Here is a 17527-nt window from a genome sequence, read left to right on the forward strand (position 1 = left end):
GTAAGGAGGGATAACATGACTGTTGATACAAAGTTACCGTATGATCAATCATATATTGAACAGTTTTCAAAAGAACATAATGAACCAGCATGGATGAAAGACTTACGCCTGCAAGCCTTGGAGCAAGTTGATTCATTAGAAATGCCAAAGCCAGATAAAACGAATATTAGCAAATGGAACTTTGGTCATTTCAAACATGCTGCCAGAAATGGTGAAACCATTTCTTCTCTAAACGATTTACCAACGGAAATTCAAGATTTCTTTGATAAGGATAACCTACCGGAAAACTTATTGATTCAACGTAATCAATCTGTTGCTTATACAGCACTTAGCAAAGACTTACAAGAAAAAGGTGTTATTTTCACAGATATCTTTACTGCTCTTAAGGAGCATGAAGAATTAGTGAAACGTTATTATATGAAAGATGCTGTATCTATTGATGAGCATCGTTTAACAGCTTTACATGCAGCATTAATGAATGGTGGAATCTTTGTATATGTTCCAAAAAATGTGCAAGTAGAAGTTCCATTACAGGTAGTTTTCTGGCAAGAAGATCCAGAAGCCGCTTTGTTTAATCACGTATTAGTTGTTGCTGACGAAAACAGTCAATTAACTTATGTAGAAAATTATATTTCACATAATGAAAACGAAGAAACTGTTGCAAATATCGTAACGGAAGTAATTGCACAAAATAATGCTCAAATTTCTTTTGGTGCTGTGGATAATTTTGCAGCTGGTACGACAACTTATGTTAATCGTCGTGGAGTTGCATATCGTGATGCAACGATTGATTGGGCATTAGGACAAATGAACGATGGAAACACAGTATTTGAAAACATCACTCATTTAGTCGGAGATAATTCCGTATCGAATGCGAAGGCTGTTACAGTTGGTAGAGGAAAACAAACTACTAACATGACAGCTAAAATTGTACACTTCGGTAAAAATTCTGAAGGATATATTCTACAACACGGTGTGATGAAAGATAGTGCTTCGAATGTATTTAATGGAATTGGTAAAATTGAACATGGGGCTTCCAAGTCTAATGCAGAGCAGGAATCTCGCGTACTAATGCTTAGTGAAAAAGCGCGTGGAGATGCAAACCCAATTCTATTAATTGATGAAGATGATGTTACAGCAGGTCACGCAGCTTCTGTAGGACGGGTTGATCCATTACAATTATATTATTTAATGAGTCGAGGTATAACACAACATGAAGCTGAACGACTAGTTATTCATGGATTCTTAGCACCTGTTGTAAATCAATTACCAATTGAGTCGGTGAAAGAACAATTAACACAAGTAATTGAAAGGAAGGTTAACTAATGGATCCGAAAGCCATTCGGCAAATGTTTCCGATTTTAAATCAGGAAGTTAACGGCCATCCCTTAGTATACCTTGATTCATCTGCAACATCTCAAAAACCATTACCTGTAATTGAAGCAGTAAGTAATTATTACAAACAAAACAATGCAAATGTACATCGTGGTGTGCATACATTGGGTTCACGTGCAACGGATCAATATGAAGGAGCACGTGAAAAGGTTAGAAGATTTATTAATGCTTCTAGTACTGCAGAAGTAATTTTCACTCGTGGAACAACAACTGCTATCAATACCGTTGCAAGTAGCTATGCGCGTGCAAACGTAAAAGCGGGTGATGAGATTGTTATTACACAAATGGAGCATCATAGCAATATCATTCCTTGGCAGCAAGTAGCGAAAGCAACTGGGGCAACATTAAAATTTATACCATTACAAGAAGATGGATCAATTACACTTGAAGATGCTCGTAATACAATTACTTCTAAAACAAAAGTGGTGGCAATCGCTCACGTTTCCAATGTTTTAGGTACGATCCATCCGGTGAAAGAAATTGCAAAAATCGCCCATGAAAATGGAGCTGTACTAGTGGTAGATGGTGCGCAAGGTGCACCACATATAAAAGTTGATGTACAGGATTTAGATTGCGACTTTTATGCATTCTCCGGTCATAAAATGTGTGCTCCAACTGGAATTGGTGTTTTATACGGAAAGAAATCACTTCTCGAAGAAATGGAGCCAATTGAATTTGGCGGCGAGATGATTGACTTTGTGAATTTATATGATTCCACATGGAAAGAGTTACCTTGGAAGTTCGAAGGCGGGACACCAATTATTGCTGGTGCCGTTGGGCTAGGTGCTGCAATTGACTTTTTAAATGAAATTGGAATGGATAACATCTTAGAGCATGAGCAAAAATTAGCTGACTACGTAATGAATAGAATACGTACAATAGATGGTATAAACGTATATGGACCTGAGCACCGAGCAGCCGTTGTTACGTTTAATTTGGATGATGTTCATCCACATGATGTGGCAACAGCACTAGATTCATTTGGAGTCGCAGTTAGAGCAGGACATCATTGTTGTCAACCATTGATGAAATGGTTGGACGTAACTGCAACAACTCGGGCAAGTTTCTATATGTACAATACAGAGGAAGACGTTGATCGGCTAGTTGATGGACTCTTGAAAACAAAGGAGTTTTTTGGTAATGTCTTTTAACAACCTGGATACATTATACAGACAGGTTATCATGGATCACTATAAAAACCCTCGAAATCGTGGGGAAGTAGAAGGTGAATCCTTAACTGTCGATATGAACAATCCAACCTGTGGTGATCGAATTCAGTTACAAATGCAACTTGAAGATGGTGTTGTGAAAGATGCCAAATTTGAGGGTGAAGGTTGTTCAATTAGTATGTCTTCTGCATCCATGATGACACAAGCAATCAAAGGGAAAAAAGTTGATGACGCATTAAGCATGTCAAAGCTATTTTCGAATATGATGCTTGGTGAAGAGATGGATACGGATATGGATTTAGGCGATATCCAAGCTTTGCAAGGTGTTTCAAAATTTCCAGCACGCATTAAATGTGCCACACTTGCTTGGAAAGCAATGGAAAAAGGTGTCCATGAAGTATAATCTTTTTTTACCTACACCAAAAGGAGGGTATTAATATGGCGAAAAATATGCCTGAAATAGATGAGTATAAATACGGCTTTTCGGATAAAGACGTTTCGATTTTCCGTACGGAACGAGGACTAACTCGTAAAGTAGTTGAAGAAATTTCAAAAATGAAAGAAGAACCCCAATGGATGCTAGATTATCGCTTAAAAGCATTGCAACATTTCTATGATCGTCCAATGCCACAATGGGGTGGAGATCTTACTGGTTTAGACTTTGATGAAATTGTCTACTATGTAAAACCATCGGAAAGACAAGGTAAGTCATGGGATGAAGTGCCGGAAGAGATTAAACAAACATTTGATAAATTAGGTATCCCAGAAGCAGAGCAGAAATATCTTGCTGGTGTATCTGCACAGTACGAATCTGAGGTTGTATATCATAGCTTGAAAGAAGACCTTGAAGATATGGGTATCGTATTTAAAGATACAGATACAGCTCTAAAAGAAAATGAAGATCTTTTCAGAGAGTACTTCGGTAAAGTTATTCCTTATACTGATAATAAATTCGCTGCATTAAATTCAGCAGTTTGGTCAGGTGGATCATTTATCTATGTACCAAAAGGTGTGCAAACTTCAACACCGCTTCAAGCCTATTTCCGTATTAACTCAGAAAATATGGGACAGTTTGAACGTACACTTATTATTGTAGATGAAGGTGCATCTGTACATTATGTTGAAGGTTGTACAGCACCAGTTTATACAACGAATTCATTGCACAGCGCGGTTGTAGAAATCTTTGTTAAAAAAGATGCGTATTGCCGTTACACAACGATTCAAAACTGGGCTAACAATGTTTATAACCTTGTTACAAAACGTGCAACATGTGACGCAAATGCGAACATGGAATGGATTGATGGAAATATCGGTTCTAAGTTAACGATGAAATATCCTGCTGTAATTCTTAAAGGTGAAGGTGCACGAGGTCACACGCTATCGATCGCCCTTGCTGGAAAAGGTCAGGTACAGGATGCAGGTGCAAAAATGCATCATTTAGCACCTAATACATCTTCTTCCATCGTTTCGAAATCTATTTCGAAACAAGGTGGTAAAGTATCTTATCGTGGTATAGTACACTTCGGACGTAAAGCAGATGGTGCTCGTTCTAATATCGAGTGTGATACATTAATTATGGATAACGAATCAACTTCTGATACAATTCCATACAATGAAGTGTATAACAACAACATTTCGTTAGAGCACGAAGCAAAAGTATCCAAAGTTTCTGAGGAACAGTTATTCTATCTAATGAGTAGAGGATTATCTGAGGAGGAAGCTACGGAAATGATCGTAATGGGATTCATCGAGCCATTTACGAAAGAGCTTCCAATGGAATATGCTGTTGAAATGAACCGCCTAATTAAGTTTGAAATGGAAGGTTCTATCGGTTAAGGTCTTATAAACCTTTCCATAACAATGGTTGAACAATTTTATAGGAATGTTAAGCGGAGTTGTGCCGAATTTGTGCCGACTCCGTTAACTATTTGTATAGGCTGCAAAGTTTTTCGAATGAACATCCTTGATCTTATCCGTGAAGTGGATTTGAAAATAAGCGTTTTGGGTATACTAATTGAGGAAAATTGTTAGTGGAATTTGTTATATGGACATTTTTTCTATTAGAAGTTATAATTACTTATAAGAAAACATAAAATAACCGAGAATGCTGGACACATTCCCGGTTAGCACGGTAAGGAGTTTAGGTGGAGATCCCCTCTGGACTACCTTAAAACTTAGGTGAACAAAGAAGAACCCCTACCCTATGTGATTTTGTCGGTCACGGGTGGGGGTTCACTTTTTGTCGATCATATCTTTGATAAGTCTCCTGATGTATTCTAGCAACGCTACAAAGAAAGTTCCTGCTGCGAACAGTATCAAGAATATTGTCGCAAAGTTTTCCAACGACTATCCCTCCTTTCACCAATTAATAATTACATTAAAAATTGGTGTCCAGAGGTTAAAGTGAGTGGTCCCCACCCTCACAACGAACCGTGCATAACTCTATTGTACCTCATTTCAATTACCATTTCCAAATTACACCTATATATCCTGACATTATTATGCTTAAATGCAACAATCATTTGATTAAATGCTATTAGTAATAGAACTTCCGACTCAAGTTCCAATCTCGACAAAGCAGCAGCAACCACCTTTATCAAATAGGTTCAATTGTTGTGCTTATCTATCATCGGACACAAGCGAGCAAAACAAATATATTCAAAAAACAACAATTCAATGCTAGTATTAGACTAGTCATCATAAAATTACATACATAAAGAAGGAGAAAAATCTTGGTTTACATCATTTGTATTATTATTGGAGTTTTAACAGCATTTGTAGGAAGTTTGGTAGGATTAGGTGGAGGGGTTATTTTAATTCCGAGTTTATTACTTTTGAATCAATCAGTTGAAGCATTTTCTTGGGCAACTCCACAGGCCATTGTTAGTATTTCACTATTTGCTATGATATTTACATCACTTTCGTCTACACTTACATATTATAAAAGGGGAAGAGTAGATTATCGAACAGGGTTATGGTTTTTAATTGGAAGCATCCCTGGTGGAGTGATCGGCTCATGGCTTAATCAATTTGTTGAAACGGAAGTATTTTTATTGTATTTTGGGGTATTAATGATACTTATTACGGCATTATTCTCACTCAAACGCCGTCAGCCATCGTCTAATCTTCCGATGAAAAATAATAAAGTGGTTAGAACATTTTACTTAGATGGTGTTACACACAATTATGCGATATCAATGTGGCAAGCAATAGTACTATCCCTTATTGTTGGAACATTATCTGGGTTATTTGGAATTGGTGGAGGTTCCATTATGGTTCCAGCAATGATCTTACTTTTTGGAATACCTGCACATATTGCTACAGCAACTTCCATGTTTATTATTTTCTTCACGAGTATTATAGGAGCTAGTACACATATTATGTTAGGGCATATTGCTTGGGAATACCTATTCTTTTTTATTCCTGGAGCCTGGATTGGTGGAAGATTAGGAGCCAAGACGAATCAAATTCTTCGAGCGGAGACATTGGAACGGATATTGCGAGTTTTATTGATCATTATAGGCTTACGCATGATTGCGGATGGTCTTTTCTAAGGAGTATAACAATATGCAAGAAAAATTGTACTTTTACTACACGAATGATTTACATAGTAACTTCAAACAATGGCCACGTGTGGCTAATTTCCTGAAAGAAGCGAAAACAGCTAAAGAAGCAGCAAGTGAATCATGTTGGATTTGCGATATAGGCGATCATGTCGATCGTGTACATCCTATAGCAGAAGCATTTATGGGAAAAGCAAACGTACAATTAATGAATGAACTGAATTATGACTTGGCTACGATTGGAAATAACGAAGGAATCACAATATCACATCATGATTTATTTCATTTGTATGATGAGGCAAATTTTCAAGTATTGTGTGCGAACTTGCATAGCTTAGATGGGGTTATGCCAAAATGGCTACACTCGTCTACAGTCATTCAATCGGATCAAGGGGTAAAAATTGGGGTACTCGGACTAACCGCCCCTTTCAATGATTACTATGAACTCCTTGAATGGCATGTCTCTGATCCATACGAAACACTAGAAAAGAACATTGTGGAATTAAAAAAATCAGTAGATGTTATTGTATTATTATCGCATTTGGGAATCAATGAAGACCAAGAAATTGCACGTCGATTTAATGATATCGATGTTATTATCGGTGGGCATACTCATCATTTATTGCGCACTGGAGAATGGATTAATAACACATTGATAACAGCTGCAGGAAAGCACTGTTCTTTCGTTGGTGAGGTAATTTTAACCTGGGACCACTTTGATAAGAAAATCATCAATAAAGAAGCGTATGCTACTGACATTTCGCATGTACCAAAGGATTTACAAACAGTTCAAATGCAAGAGGAATTAGAACAAAGTGCTAATAAAATCCTAGGGAAAAGAGTAGTTTATATCGATGAACCTATTAAAGTAAAGTGGTTCCAACATACCCAAATCATGCAGCAACTGACAAATAAAATACGGAATTGGACAGATGCAGATTGTGCTATGTTAAATTCGGGCTTATTACTGGATGAATTACCAAAAGGTATAGTTACCTATAAAGATGTTCACCGAATTTGTCCACATCCGATAAATCCTTGTGTTGTTGAACTAAATGGTGCAGAACTAATTGAAGTGATTCGTGCTTCCTTTACAAAGGAGTTCACGGAATTAAAATTAAAGGGTTTTGGATTCCGTGGTGAAGTTATTGGTAGAATGGTATTTTCAGGGGTGGATGTAGTTACAGATTTTTACGATAATGGTCAGGAATATGTTTTGGATGTTACGATAAACGAAAAGCATTTGGATCCAGAAAAGATCTACACGGTTGCAACTGCAGATACATTCACTTTTGGTCGCTTGCTACCTGAAATAGCTAAGTCAAAGATAAAGGACTATTTCGTTCCTGAATTCATACGGGATTTATTAGCTGAAACATTACGGGAGAACTATGGTTCATAAGCGGAGGTATTTTGGTGTCACTCCTTCTTTTTCGTGCATACATATATATAGAGTATGACGAAGGAGGAATTAATTGAATGATCACAGTAAATCCCCTTGAGATTGACGGTAAATTCTTTACGGCAACTAGTGTGGAACTCCCTAAAACTAACTTATTAATTATATCTAATGATATAGGTTATATTATGTGCGCTGCACTTGATGTTGATATTTTTAACGAGAATGAAAAATTAAAAAAACGTAATGTAATAGCTGGTAGGGCGGAAGGTGTTCGAACTATTGATGAACTCTTGCATGCACCACTAGCTAAAATTACCGATGCATCCAAGGAATATGGCTGGCAACTTGGGATGACTGGTAAAGATGCATTAAAGAAATTAACATAAAATGTCTTCCATTTTTGGAAGGCTTTTTTAATAGAATATATATAGATAATAATTAATTTTCTCATAGCTTTTTTTGATAAGTTTTGGTAATATTTTAGTAGGGATTTGTCGAATAATGACGTTTTTTCGAACTGAGATAGGAGAACATAATGAGACTAGTAAGCACAAAATATATAAAAAAAGGGGCTATCCTTGGACAAACCATTTCTAATGATAATGGAATCGTTTTATTACAAAAGGGAATGAGCCTTTCTAATAGCATTATAAAACGATTGCGAGACCAAGGTATAACTTATGTATACATAGAGGATGAGGAAACGAAAGACGTACAAGTTGTATCTGCGATCTCAGAAAAGCTAAGAAAAGATGCTACCGATTCGGTTCGTCAAGTTTTTTCTGAAGTAAAAAGCACGGATCTTTTGGCAAAATCCTTTATCCTTGATAAAGAAGAGAAAAATTTAAATACTATTGTTCATCGCTTATTAGAAGAAATAAATCAACATAAAGAGTCAATCTCTTTGTTAGGGGATATATTTATAACTGATGATTATATCTTTCAACACTCATTGAATGTCACTATCTATGCTTTAGCGATTGGAAAAGCATTACATTTAAATGAAAAAGAATTAGCGGAATTAGGCACTGGTGCGATATTACATGATATAGGAAAAGCTTTTATAGATTATGATGTATTACAAAAACCTGATCAGTTATCAGATAAAGAGTTCGAAATTATGAAAGAACACACAACTATTGGATTTGATTTACTCCGTAAACAAGGATCTGTGTCATCTGTAGTTGCTCACTGTGCTTATCAGCATCATGAACGCTTAGATGGATCAGGATATCCGCGAGGCTTATCTGGTGATAAAATCCATACATATGCCAAAATCATTGGTGTTGCTGATGTATTTGATGCAGTTACCAGTAATCGTGTTTATCGGGATGCAATGCTTCCTCACGAAGGATTAGAAATCCTTTATGCAGGCGCTGTAAACTTGTTTGATAGGGAAATGGTAGAAGCATTCAAGAAAAGTATTGTTGTATATCCCAATGGTCTGACTGTTTTACTAAATGATGGAACAAGTGGTGTAGTTGTGAAACAGAATAAACACCTCTGCGATCGTCCTATTGTTAGGGTGATAAAAGATAAGCATAAACAAATGATTACACCATATGAACTAGATCTATCAAAGGAACTAAACATAACAATAACGAAATGTAACGTAGAATAATTGGAAAAATGACTAGTAAAATTTATATTCTAACCCCCTTGGAACAAGCATAGATTGTTTTAAGGGGGTTTTTCAAGATGAGACAGCGGATGAGATTTAAAAGAAGACGATCACCACCTCCAGTACGGATGATATTAATGGTGACATTTATTTTATTTACGATATGTACAATTGTTAGCATTATTATAATTGATAAGGGTATTACGCCTACATTAATGGAAGTAGCAAATGAAAAAACAACCGAGTTTGCAACTAGAGGTATTAATTCTGCAGTTAAGTTTGCAGAAAATTATACTTTTGAAGATATAGCTATTACACAACGAAATAATGAGGGTTATATTACGATTGTTGATTGGGATTCGTCTGTAGTAAATAAAATAAATCGTGCAGCAACAGATAGAGTCGAAGAGTTTTTTCATAGTATGAATCGAGGGGAACCTCCTAAATATCAGGACCCACTAGGTGAACCTGATCCATATGGAGATACTGTTGACGAACTTGTTGATCGCGACCCAACCGTCATTGAGATACCAATTGGGCAGGCGACAGGTAATTCTATCCTTGCAAATTTAGGACCAAGAATACCTGTCAACCTTGAACTTATTGGTGCAGTTCGTACAGAGTTAGTAGAAGAAAGAGAAGTTCTACCTATTAACAATGTTTATGTGTCTATTTATGTTGAAGTAGAAGCAGATGTTCAAATTATAATACCTTTTATTACGGATGTTGAAAAGGTAAGTACGAAAATCTTAATTGACAAACATTTAGTAATGGGAGAAGTACCAGAATTTTATGGGGGGAATGGAAGCGGCCCCTCCATAGCGGTACCGAAAGAAGAAATAGGGGATAATGACTTGCAAGATGATTAATTTTTTAGTATGATAGATTTCGAAATTAAATATTGAAACCTTATCAGATCGGTGAGGTAGAGGCGCAAGTAGTAAGATTAATCAATAGGAGTATGACATCTATGATTATTGATGAAAGGACTACTTGCCGAAGCGTAATAAGCGTCAAACTTATTACTGCTGGGTTGTCTTTGAATAAAAGGCAAACTGTCATGCTTTGTGTGTGCATGGGGAACTACTGATCGAAATGGAGGATAACGTAAATTGTTAAGCAATGATAGGTTATTTTCTATCATTGCTTTTTTGTGTTTTTTTCCAAAACGAGCGTATCTCCACATGTACTTTCACAGAAACTAACTACACTACAACAATGGAGGTTACAAAGATGGAAGGAACAATTTTTTCAATTATTCCAGCACTAATTATGTTAGTACTTGTATTATTAACTAGAAAAGTTTTGCTCTCACTTGGAGCAGGGATCATTATCGGAGCATTATTTATTCATGATTTTTCGATATTGGCTGCAGTAAAAGAAATATGGGATATCTTCGTAGGTATATTTATCTCAGATGGAGAATGGAACATAGGAGAGCTTCTCCTAATTGGATTTTTACTATTACTTGGAATCATGACGGCATTTTTACAGGCTTCCGGTGGTAGTAGAGCATTTGGAGAATGGATGATTAAACGAATAAAAACGAGAACAGGTGCACAGCTGATGACACCTGTATTAGGACTAATTATTTTTATTGACGATTACTTCAACGCACTAGCTGTTGGGCAAATTGCTAGACCTCTAACAGATCGTCATCGGATATCACGTGCGAAATTAGCTTACTTTATTGATTCTACATCCGCACCTATTACAGTTATTTCCCCGATATCAAGCTGGGGGGCATATTTAATCGGGATTATCGGAGGTCTAATGGCAGCGAACGAAATTACTGACTTCCAACCACTTGGAGCATTTATAAAGATGATCCCATTTAATTTATATGCATTAGGCGCGTTATTGTTAGTATTTCTAGTTGCTTATCTAAAAATGGATATTGGACCAATGCGTAAACATGAAAAACGTGCGATAGAACAAGGGGATTTACTAGACCCTAAAAATAAAATGGTACCAGGAGATTTAAGTAATACATTTAAATCGCATGGAGGTGGCAAGGTATACCATCTAATAATTCCAATAGTTGTCTTATTAGTAGCAACTATATCAGCAATGGTCGTAACAGGTGCTCAGGCAAGCGAAAACGATATTACTATATTATCTATATTTGAGAATACAGATGTAAACCTATCCTTATTCATTGGTGGACTAGCTGCAGTAGTAACTGCACTAGTATTTCACATACTTCTTGGGAAACCAAAAGCAAACACGAGTAAAGTATTTGTAGAAGGAATTAAAACAATGCTACCGGCAATCTACATTTTACTACTAGCCTGGATGATTGGTTCTATTATTGGAACATTAGAAACGGGAGAATATCTAGCTCAGTTAGTTGAGAATGCGAATATTAGTGCAGCATTATTGCCATTTTTATTCTTCTTGATAGCTGGTGTTATGGCACTTGCTACAGGTACATCTTGGGGAACTTTCGGTATCATGCTACCAATTGCTGCTGAAGTTACAGCAATTACGGATGTATCCTTATTATTACCAACATTAGCAGCCGTTCTAGCTGGTGCAGTATTTGGCGATCACTGTACTCCGATTTCCGATACGACGATTCTATCATCCACTGGGGCTGGAGCTAATCATATCGACCATGTATTAACGCAGCTACCATATGCAATTATCGCAGCAGTTGCAGCTGCTATCGGTTATTTAATCGTAGGAATTACCCATGCTGCATTATTAGGATTACTGGTAACGTTTATAATTATCATAGCTTGTGCATTATTTAGTCATTTTCTCTTAAAAAAAGACTAGAAAGGAACCTTGCATCTTAATTGGTGCAAGGTTTTTTGTATAGGCAATTTTACGATTGATAGAAAATGCATAGCAATTTTATAACGTATTTTACTCTAATCCTATTGAAACGAGAGTTAGAAACCCACTCCGGGAAAATACTTCGCTTTCACTTCCAGTACAAGTGTGACATCTGTTCAAGCTCCCTTGGGATGCTTATACTGTCAGTAGCGATTCGCTCATAAAATGAAATATTCGCTCAGAACCAGCAGCTATTCGCTCATAAAATGAAATATTCGCTCAGAACCAGCAGCTATTCGCTCATAAAATGAAATATTCGCTCAGAACCAGCAACAATTCGCTCATAAAATGAAATATTCGCTCAGAACCAGCAACAATTCGCTCATAAATCGAAATATTCGCTCACAAGCAACAATTCAACGAGTGAAGATCGGAGGAATTTCACGAAGACACCTGAGAGACAGTACAAGATACTTTAGTAGTGTTCTGAACAGTATGTTACTGCCCACTTAATTACTCATTAAGTTGCATTCAAAACTATCTATAAAAAACTGCCTTTGTATAAAAATGTGTATTAAAATAACAGCTCGTGTCATATATGATACTAATGGTTGCGCTTTCTTTTTAACTATTATTTTAAACAATAATAATAATATAGAAAATTAAAAAATTGTTTTGACATAGTTAAAAAGTACCGTTATAATACAAGACAAGATTAATTTCTGAAAAGAATTAAAAATTAAGAATACTTATTACTTTTTAGTGATAAGGGGAAAAAGGGGAGGTCTATTCATGGAAACTCGTTCTCAATGGGGGACAAGAGCAGGTTTTATACTTGCAGCAGTAGGTTCAGCAATTGGGTTAGGGAATATTTGGCGTTTTCCTGCTACAGCTTTTGAAAATGGTGGGGGTGCCTTCTTTATTCCATACCTATTTGCACTATTAACGGCTGGAATTCCGATTTTAATCATGGAATTTGCCATGGGTCATAAATACCGTGGATCAGCGCCGTTAGCATTTAAAAAGATGAATAAGAAAACGGAGTTTATTGGATGGTGGGCAGTATTAGTTGCTTTCGTCATTTCTACCTATTATTCCGTAATTATTGCCTGGGCAATGTCTTATTCTGTATTTTCTTTCAATTTAAACTGGGGTTCCGACACGGAAGGGTTCTTATTTGGTGAATACTTAAATTTATCCGTTGACCCAGGTCAAACTGGTAGTTTTGTACCAGGAGTATTAATCCCATTAGTACTTGTATGGGCGATTGTACTAGCTGTATTATTCAAAGGTGTTAAAAAAGGTATTGAAGTTGCCAACCGAATTTTTATTCCAGCATTGGTAATTGTATTTCTAATTATTGTTATTCGGGCACTTACTTTACCTGGAGCTATGGATGGATTACAAGCATTCTTCACACCTGACTTTAGTCAAATTCGAGAACCAGGTGTATGGGTTGCTGCATATGGTCAAATATTCTTTAGTTTGTCCATCGCATTTGCAATAATGATTACGTATTCTAGTTACTTACCTAAAAAATCTGACCTTACAAATAATGCGTTTATTGTTGGATTCGGAAACTCCAGCTTTGAATTACTCGCTGGTATCGGGGTATTTGCTGCCCTTGGTTTCATGGCGGGTCAAGCTGGTGTGGCTGTTGATGAAGTAGTTGCTGGCGGAGTGGGGCTTGCATTTGTGGTCTTCCCAGAAATTATTAATCAATTCCCTGGATTAAATGCACTTTTTGGATTCTTGTTCTTTGCATCCTTAGTGTTAGCTGGTTTATCATCTTTAATCTCAATTTGCGAAACATACATTGCAGGTTTGGTTGATAAATTTAAAATTTCTAGAACGAAGGCTGTTGCTTATGGTGGTGGATTATCTGCTTTGATTTCACTATTATTCGCAACACAAGGTGGATTATTCTTCTTAGATGCTGCTGATTATTTCATAAATCAATTCGGTGTTGCATTTGTTGGATTAGTTGAAGTAATACTTGTAGCTTGGGTTCTACGTAAAGTTAAGGATCTACAAGGCCATGCAAACGAATTATCAGATATTCGTCTAGGATCTTGGTGGACAATATGTTTAACTATTATTACTCCAGTTGTTCTTGGATATATGATGTTTGGATTGTTCAAGAAAAATTTACTAAAAGAGTTTACTGGTGAAACTAATACGACTGGAAACTATGAAGGATATTCTGATGCATTCATCCTATGGGGAGGATGGGCTGTAGCTGCTGGCGCCTTAGTTGTTGGTATATTATTGGCATTTACGAAATGGAAACCGTCTTCTTCTGTTGAAAATCAAGAAGCTCTTTCAAAGGAGGCAAAATAGAATGAGTGCAGTCATCGTTGCGATTATAGGTATTTTAATTATTTGGGGTGGATTGGCTTTAAGCATAGTTCATGCCGTAAAGAAGAGTAAAGAAGCAAATTAAATTTGATGGGACTGTCCTTTGAGGGACAGTCCCATTTTTAATATTATTATTTATTTCGTGCCATTCTTTCCCATTTTTTTAAATAGGGGTAAGGATCAAATGACCATTCACTGTATCCATTATCTTTATACATTCCATAATGTAAATGTGGTGGGAACTTTCCGGAGGTGCCAGGGGGTCCATAACCAGTTGAACCAACACTACCTAAAATGTCACCTGGTTTTACAATCTGACCTACTTTTACCTCATCTTCATATCCGCTAAGGTGTGCATAATAATGATAAATATTATATATATCACGTATTCCAATTCTCCAACCACCATATAGATTCCAACCTTTTAATTCGACCACACCGTATGTAGTTGATTTAACTGGCGTTCCATAGTCAGCAAATATATCGGTGCCTTCATGGATCCGATTTCCACCAAACCCACGTCGATCTCCCCATGTATTTCTATAACTGTAATTATAATTTATAGCAACTGGAAAATCTCGGTCAGTTAAGTTAATATCCTGAAATTTTTTAAAAACTTTAGCTGTATTTTTAATTGTATGAACAGCTAAGTCACGCTTGTAATAATTCCAGATACCAATCCGAATATCCTCTTCGGTTTGTCCATATTCTAAAATTAAATTTGCCATGGTGTATAATATATCTTCAGGATCATTCGGATCAGCTAGTTTATCATCATTTCCATCTTTTCCTTTTCCGCTAAATAGGTTTATGATTTGTGTATCTTTCTTTTGTGAGCTATTTCCGATACCATACCACAGTTCTTCCGGAATTTTAATGGAGATAAGCTGGTCGTCTTCCAAACCTTTTTGTACCTGTCTTTCATATTGGTCTATTGCTGCAATATAGTACCAAGGAATTTGTGTTAGTGCCTCTGTTTTTTTATAGAGTGACAATCGCTCTTCATAAATGTTTTTTTCTTCTTCAGCACTAGCAGGTTGTACAAGGGAAATGATACCAAGGATAAGAAAAATAAATAGATAATAGCGCTTGTAAGACAATTTTTTCACCTCATTCAATTCTAACTAAGTCATCCTTTGTATAGGGCTAACCCTTTAGTTAACCCTACCTGAAGGACTAAATTACTTTATTCATCTGTTCCTTGTGGTGATTTTTTCATTTCATTAATAATGCTTTTGATTGTGTTTTCATAATCAGAATCGGTCGTTGTAGAGTTATGCAAACTTTCAATATCACGGATTAATACATTGTTATCAGACACATAAATATCAAAGTAGCGAGGCATAACTGATGCTGCTGATTTCTTTGCGACATCTGCTGCTTCATTCTCATCTAACATCTCATTTTTTTCATATGCAATGAGTACTTCGTCACCAGTAACTAATGTTGCTATTTCATCAAATGCTTCATGTCGTAATATTAGCCTTGCTATTATATCGGCCATCTCAGATCTGTCCATTGTGACAACACGATCCTTCTCAGGGTCACGATCAAACTGTTCCTTTGTGTAATTAACATAACCTAGCCTACTTTTGGCTTCTGGATCTTTAAATTCCGTATCGCGGACAGGGCCTTCATCTCTAGTTGGATCTAATTCATCGGCTATTTTTTCTTGCTCGGTTGTTGTGTTATCAGTTGTACAAGCAGTTAGTGCAATTAATAATACTAAAAAGCTGGATAGTACATATTTCAATGTATTTCCTCCTCACTAAACTTTCCGTGTATTTCATGGTTACCTTCATTTCATGTATGGTTAGTTTTGTGTATAAAATAGAAAATCATACAGTAATCAGATAATTATTTTCTAGGTGAAATGGTGGAAATATGATAAACTATACTCAGCGTATGAGGGGTGAGTTTGGTGATAGAATTATTTGGAAAAAAGTACGAACTTATAGAGAATGTTAAAGATGGTTTTAATCAGGATGCATTAGAAGCAAGATATACAGATATTTTAAAGAAATATGATTATATAGTAGGCGATTGGGGCTATGAACAATTGAGGTTAAAGGGCTTTTATCGCGATGATGATATGAAAGTAGCAATTGATTCGAAAATTAGTGCCCTGGATGATTATATTTATGAATATTGTAATTTTGGGTGTGCTTACTTTGTTATTAAGAAGATCGATTAAAAGAGAGGAGAAGCAGTTCTTTGTGAACTACTTCTCCTCTTGTTCTGGATGGACATCGTCAGGTTCGTCATGGATAACATGTGAACCAGCTGCTTGTCTAGGTAAATCTTCATGTAATTCCTTATAAGGGAATACGAAGGCACTAGTACGTTGCTGCTCATCTCCCCATGGTGTAGACTTTCCTGAGACTGGCTCCTTTTTGTTTATTGCAGAACCGAATGCACCTTCTGGAAATTCTTCAGGTATCAAATTATTTCTTTGATTATTTACATTGGAAAAATCGGAGAACTTTTTGTCATCGTTTTTCGCCATATATATCCTCCTTTCTTATCTTAGGTTTTACTAAGAATGGAGGAAGTACTATACCAATTGTTGGTGTTCGTTTGTTTTCTATAACAGAAGTGGCTGTTGGATTTGACTTACCATTGTTGAGGAAAATCATATCCATATTTGGTTCATTTATAAAGTATGAAGATCAAGGCTTAATAAAGTAGTGTCGTAATAATGAAAAAATAGCTTTGATAACAAGTTTTGTTCATTCATAATTAAATATATGATAAAATTTAAGAGAAATTATCTTGGCACAATGGAGTGGGTACTATGTATTTTGTTGATCGAAGTAAAATCGAAGAAATTCTTTTATATATGGAAAAAATTTTAGCTGAGGTAACGAATCACTCAAACAAATCCTTTGTAGGAAAATTAGCCTTAGAAAGGATGGCTCACGTTCTTATTGAGTCCATTATCGATGTCGGTAATATGATGATTGATGGTTTTATTATGCGTGATCCTGGTAGTTATGAAGATATTATCGACATTTTAGTAGATGAACGTGTTTTACCTAAGGAAGAAAGTAATCGATATAAGGAAATAATTGGGTTACGAAAAAAAATAGTTACGAATTATTCGGAAATTGAACATTATAAATTAGAAAAAAGCTTCATGGATCATAAACAGATGTTGGAGGACTTTAGCGGGCATATAAGATCCTATTTAGAAAATGAATTAGGCGTAGCAAATGCTTTTTCAAATGAAAAATGAAGG

At 36.1% G+C, this 17527-nt stretch carries 17 protein-coding genes and 1 riboswitch; of the genes, 14 read left to right on the forward strand and 3 right to left on the reverse strand.

Annotated elements, in window-relative coordinates; translation table 11 throughout:
• Nucleotides 1-15: 15 nt before the first annotated feature.
• The 12 genes from sufD (at nucleotide 16) to ACFSTA_RS15810 (ending at nucleotide 14374) form a co-directional block, all read left to right on the forward strand.
• On the forward strand, nucleotides 16-1326 hold the full coding sequence (gene sufD / locus ACFSTA_RS15755) for a Fe-S cluster assembly protein SufD (protein ID WP_377557753.1): 1311 nt from the start codon (nucleotides 16-18) through the stop codon (nucleotides 1324-1326).
• Nucleotides 1326-2546, forward strand: coding sequence for a cysteine desulfurase (locus tag ACFSTA_RS15760; protein WP_377557754.1), 1221 nt, complete (start codon nucleotides 1326-1328; stop codon nucleotides 2544-2546). Before sufD ends, ACFSTA_RS15760 begins: the two co-directional genes overlap by 1 nt.
• Complete coding sequence (sufU, locus tag ACFSTA_RS15765; protein ID WP_377557755.1) at nucleotides 2536-2967, forward strand: Fe-S cluster assembly sulfur transfer protein SufU; 432 nt, start codon at nucleotides 2536-2538, stop codon at nucleotides 2965-2967. Before ACFSTA_RS15760 ends, sufU begins: the two co-directional genes overlap by 11 nt.
• Nucleotides 2968-3002: 35 nt before the next feature.
• Nucleotides 3003-4400 (forward strand): Fe-S cluster assembly protein SufB, encoded by a 1398-nt coding sequence (gene sufB, locus ACFSTA_RS15770; protein ID WP_377557756.1) that lies wholly within the window; start codon nucleotides 3003-3005, stop codon nucleotides 4398-4400.
• 896 nt (nucleotides 4401-5296) lie between these two features.
• Nucleotides 5297-6118 carry a sulfite exporter TauE/SafE family protein gene (locus tag ACFSTA_RS15775; RefSeq protein ID WP_377557757.1) on the forward strand — a complete coding sequence of 274 codons (822 nt, stop codon included), beginning with the start codon at nucleotides 5297-5299 and terminating at the stop codon, nucleotides 6116-6118.
• A 13-nt stretch (nucleotides 6119-6131) separates the two neighbouring features.
• Nucleotides 6132-7529 carry a bifunctional metallophosphatase/5'-nucleotidase gene (locus ACFSTA_RS15780; protein ID WP_377557758.1) on the forward strand — a complete coding sequence of 466 codons (1398 nt, stop codon included), beginning with the start codon at nucleotides 6132-6134 and terminating at the stop codon, nucleotides 7527-7529.
• Between the two features lie 77 nt (nucleotides 7530-7606).
• The gene (locus ACFSTA_RS15785; RefSeq protein WP_377557759.1) at nucleotides 7607-7915 is read left to right on the forward strand and encodes a YunC family protein; all 309 of its coding nucleotides are present in this window, start codon (nucleotides 7607-7609) and stop codon (nucleotides 7913-7915) included.
• 149 nt (nucleotides 7916-8064) lie between these two features.
• Complete coding sequence (locus ACFSTA_RS15790) at nucleotides 8065-9150, forward strand: HD-GYP domain-containing protein (RefSeq protein ID WP_377557760.1); 1086 nt, start codon at nucleotides 8065-8067, stop codon at nucleotides 9148-9150.
• A 77-nt stretch (nucleotides 9151-9227) separates the two neighbouring features.
• Nucleotides 9228-10019, forward strand: coding sequence for a sporulation protein YunB (gene yunB, locus ACFSTA_RS15795; protein ID WP_377557761.1), 792 nt, complete (start codon nucleotides 9228-9230; stop codon nucleotides 10017-10019).
• A 49-nt stretch (nucleotides 10020-10068) separates the two neighbouring features.
• Nucleotides 10069-10244, forward strand: a riboswitch (Lysine riboswitch).
• A gap of 139 nt (nucleotides 10245-10383) precedes the next feature.
• Nucleotides 10384-11931: a Na+/H+ antiporter NhaC family protein gene (locus ACFSTA_RS15800; RefSeq protein ID WP_377557762.1), complete on the forward strand. Its 1548-nt coding sequence runs from the start codon at nucleotides 10384-10386 to the stop codon at nucleotides 11929-11931.
• 792 nt (nucleotides 11932-12723) lie between these two features.
• Nucleotides 12724-14271, forward strand: coding sequence for a sodium-dependent transporter (locus ACFSTA_RS15805; RefSeq protein WP_377557764.1), 1548 nt, complete (start codon nucleotides 12724-12726; stop codon nucleotides 14269-14271).
• Nucleotide 14272: 1 nt separating this feature from the next.
• A complete protein-coding gene (locus ACFSTA_RS15810; protein ID WP_377557766.1) occupies nucleotides 14273-14374 on the forward strand; it encodes a MetS family NSS transporter small subunit in 102 nt (33 codons plus the stop codon).
• Between the two features lie 46 nt (nucleotides 14375-14420).
• Here the strand turns inward: ACFSTA_RS15810 and ACFSTA_RS15815 are convergent, their stop codons facing one another.
• Both ACFSTA_RS15815 and ACFSTA_RS15820 read right to left on the reverse strand, forming a co-directional pair.
• A complete protein-coding gene (locus ACFSTA_RS15815) occupies nucleotides 14421-15389 on the reverse strand; it encodes a M23 family metallopeptidase (RefSeq protein WP_377557767.1) in 969 nt (322 codons plus the stop codon).
• Nucleotides 15390-15475: 86 nt separating this feature from the next.
• A complete protein-coding gene (locus tag ACFSTA_RS15820) occupies nucleotides 15476-16042 on the reverse strand; it encodes a YhcN/YlaJ family sporulation lipoprotein (RefSeq protein WP_377557768.1) in 567 nt (188 codons plus the stop codon).
• Between the two features lie 168 nt (nucleotides 16043-16210).
• Here ACFSTA_RS15820 and ACFSTA_RS15825 point away from each other — a divergent pair, with 168 nt between their 5' ends.
• Entirely contained in the window at nucleotides 16211-16483 is a 273-nt protein-coding gene (locus tag ACFSTA_RS15825; RefSeq protein WP_377557770.1) for a YutD family protein, read from the forward strand.
• A 27-nt stretch (nucleotides 16484-16510) separates the two neighbouring features.
• Here the strand turns inward: ACFSTA_RS15825 and ACFSTA_RS15830 are convergent, their stop codons facing one another.
• A complete protein-coding gene (locus tag ACFSTA_RS15830; RefSeq protein WP_377557771.1) occupies nucleotides 16511-16795 on the reverse strand; it encodes a hypothetical protein in 285 nt (94 codons plus the stop codon).
• A gap of 288 nt (nucleotides 16796-17083) precedes the next feature.
• Here ACFSTA_RS15830 and ACFSTA_RS15835 point away from each other — a divergent pair, with 288 nt between their 5' ends.
• Complete coding sequence (locus tag ACFSTA_RS15835) at nucleotides 17084-17524, forward strand: DUF86 domain-containing protein (RefSeq protein ID WP_377557772.1); 441 nt, start codon at nucleotides 17084-17086, stop codon at nucleotides 17522-17524.
• Nucleotides 17525-17527: the final 3 nt, after the last annotated feature.

Source organism: Ornithinibacillus salinisoli (assembly GCF_042684965.1).
Classification (GTDB): Bacteria; Bacillota; Bacilli; order Bacillales; family Amphibacillaceae; genus Ornithinibacillus; species Ornithinibacillus salinisoli.